We start from the raw sequence: 2694 nt of genomic DNA on the forward strand, positions 1-2694 counted from the left end.
CGCGCGCCCGGCGCGATACCGGGCGTTGTTTATGTCGTTGCTATCCCTCACTGTAGGTCGATTCGTCCCACGGTTTCGCACCCTGAATGAATGGGTGCAGTTCTACATACCCATCATCAATTCTCGCCAGATAAAGGATAAAACCCTCGCGAATCGCCGGGCTCACATTCGGCGAATCGTCGGGGCTCTCGGCAGCCGCCGGATCGGCTCGATCCGACCGCATGAGATCAGCGCGCTGATCACGGCGGTGCATGCCGTACATCCGGTTGCCGCGAAACGGACTCTTGTCGAGGCGCGCTGCATGTTCGATGAGGCCCTGGCGAATGGTTGGGTCGCTGGGAACCCGGCAAGGGCCGTGCGCATGCCTCGCGTCAAGGTCACTCGCCGACGCCTGGCGCTGAGCGAGTGGCAACTGATCAGTGATCATGCCCGGCACAATCAACCGCCTTGGGTGTGGCGCATGGTGCTGTTGGCGCTGGTCACGGGCCAGCGGCGAAGCGACCTTGTCAAGATGCGCTTCGGCGATGTGTGGGCCCATGACGATGGCCACGAGTACTTGCACATTGCCCAGGCCAAGACCGGCATGCGCGTTGCGATCCCGCTGGCCCTGCGACTGGGCTCGATTGGCGTGAGTGTGGGCGAGGCCATCCAGTTATGCCGCGACTACGCGCCGCTCGATGCAGATGGTGGCGGCTATCTGCTGCGCAAGACCACGCTGCGGCCGCCGTGTCCGGAGTCGATGAGCTGGAGGTTTGAGCAGGCGCGGGAAGCCGTACTGCCGGCGGAGACAGTGCCAGGGCAGCGCCCGCCGACCTTACATGAGTGCCGGTCGCTGGCTGCACGCGAATACCTTCGGCAAGGGATCAACACGATGATCCTGCTGGGTCACTCAAGGCAGTCGATGACCGATTTGTATCACGATGACCGGGGTCTCGATGCCCGTGACGGGCGATGGCGCACGCTGGAGCTGTGACTGCTCGGTAGTTGCGTTTTTCGCCCCCGCGAATCCTCTCGCTCTCGCCCGCGCGCGTAACGTCCGGGCATGCCCTACATCTCCATCTCCGATCTTGTTACCGCCTACTCCGAGCAGGCGCTGATTGATCTTACCGACCATGACGATCCGCCCACGGGGGCGGTCGTTGATGCGGTTGCGCTGGGTGCTATCGAGCGGGCCTGTGCTGAGGTGGATAGCTACCTCGGGCAGCGCTACACCGTTCCGCTGGCGGGCGATGTACCGGTGGCGGTGGCAGATGCTGCACTGACGATCGCCTGGTATCGCCTCCATCCCGATGCGGCCGACGACAAGGCGCTGCGCCTTCGTTACGAGGATGCCGTCCGTTGGTTGCGGGATGTGGCCGCGGGTCGGGCCGCGCTGCCGGGCGTGTCGAGTAACGCCGCAGCGCCGGCTGTTGGGTTGGCACAGGTTGCAGCGGGGCCGGCGCGGGTGTTTGGCCGCAGAGGTGGCCGGTGAACTTCTTCGCCGTTCGCGATGCGATCGCGGCGGCGCTGCGAGATGCGCTGCCCGATGTGGCCGTGCTCACCGCCGACGATCTGGAAGGTGTCGAGGAATCTGCACAGCCGACGCCGGCCGTCCATCTGATCTACCAGTCGTTCGATGTGGTTTCGGCGGTTCCCAGCGGTAAGACGGCGCAGATTCGGCAGGGTTGGATGGCGGTTTGTGTGGAGCGTCACGACGGCGCGCCGCGCAAGGCCTCTCGGGAGGTTGGCGGGCGCGTCGAGCCGCTTGTCAATGGCGTGCTCAACACCTTGATGGGTTGGCGTCATCCGGATACGGGTATGCGACCGCTGATCCTGACGAGCCCACCGGCACCCAAGTGGCGCCGGCCGTTTTATTACTTTCCCCTCACGTTCAGCGCCGACGCGGCGCTGGAGAAATCCAAGTAAAAGGAGCTTTCATGAGCATCACCGACGGCCGTGGTTTTCTTGGCGAGGGCGACGTCCTCGCCGACATCTTCGATCCCGGCACCGGCACCTATGCCAACGCCTACGAAGAGCTTGGCGAATCCAGCAAATTCGCCGTGTCGTCCGGTGCGGACGTCATCGAATCCGTAAGCAAGCGCCGGAATCGCCGCGGGCAGCTGGTGGCCTCGGTGGCGATTGCCAAGCCCGGCGAAATCGAGATCGTGCTGAGCGAGGTGAACGTGGCCACGCTGCGCATGGCCTTGGGCGCTACGGAATCGGATCTGACTCAGGGGGCTGGCGTGCTGCCCGACATCCCTGTCGTGGCTCAGCTCGACAAGTGGGTGGATATCGGCAAGCGCAACATCGTGGAGGCGGGTCTTGCCGTCAAAAACGATGCCGCGACTACCACTTATGCGCTGGGTACTGACTACCTGATGGATTACCGGCTGGGCAAGATCAAAGCGTTGTCGAAGGGCACGATCACCGCGGGGCAAACGCTGGAGCTGACGGGCACCTATAGCGCAGTTTCCGGTTCGCGCCTCAAGGCCGGCACGCAGGCGCAGATACGCGCTCGCCTGCTCTTCAACGGTCGCAACCTGGTCGATGGGTCCGATGCCGAAGTCGAGGTGTGGGAAGCGGTGTTGGCGCCGACCAACCCCATCGACTTCTTGAGCGACAAGTTGGTGGACATCACGCTGAAGGGAAAAATGGTTACCCCCGCCGACAAGGATGCCCCTTACGAAGTCCGGCTGCCGAAGCTCGCCTGACGAA

4 protein-coding genes are annotated in these 2694 nt (G+C 63.7%); all 4 read left to right on the forward strand.

Annotated elements, in window-relative coordinates:
- On the forward strand, nt 1-973 hold a 973-nt coding region (locus B3547_RS12605; protein ID WP_292963647.1), incomplete at its 5' end, for a tyrosine-type recombinase/integrase.
- 69 nt (nt 974-1042) lie between these two features.
- Complete coding sequence (locus B3547_RS12610) at nt 1043-1471, forward strand: gp436 family protein (RefSeq protein WP_292963650.1); 429 nt, start codon at nt 1043-1045, stop codon at nt 1469-1471.
- Entirely contained in the window at nt 1468-1905 is a 438-nt protein-coding gene (locus B3547_RS12615) for a phage tail terminator protein (RefSeq protein WP_292963653.1), read from the forward strand. Before B3547_RS12610 ends, B3547_RS12615 begins: the two co-directional genes overlap by 4 nt.
- A gap of 11 nt (nt 1906-1916) precedes the next feature.
- Entirely contained in the window at nt 1917-2690 is a 774-nt protein-coding gene (locus B3547_RS12620) for a hypothetical protein (RefSeq protein ID WP_292963656.1), read from the forward strand.
- The last annotated feature ends 4 nt before the right edge of the window (nt 2691-2694 follow it).

This window comes from Novosphingobium sp. UBA1939 (assembly GCF_002336885.1).
In the GTDB taxonomy this organism is placed as follows: Bacteria; Pseudomonadota; Alphaproteobacteria; order Sphingomonadales; family Sphingomonadaceae; genus Novosphingobium.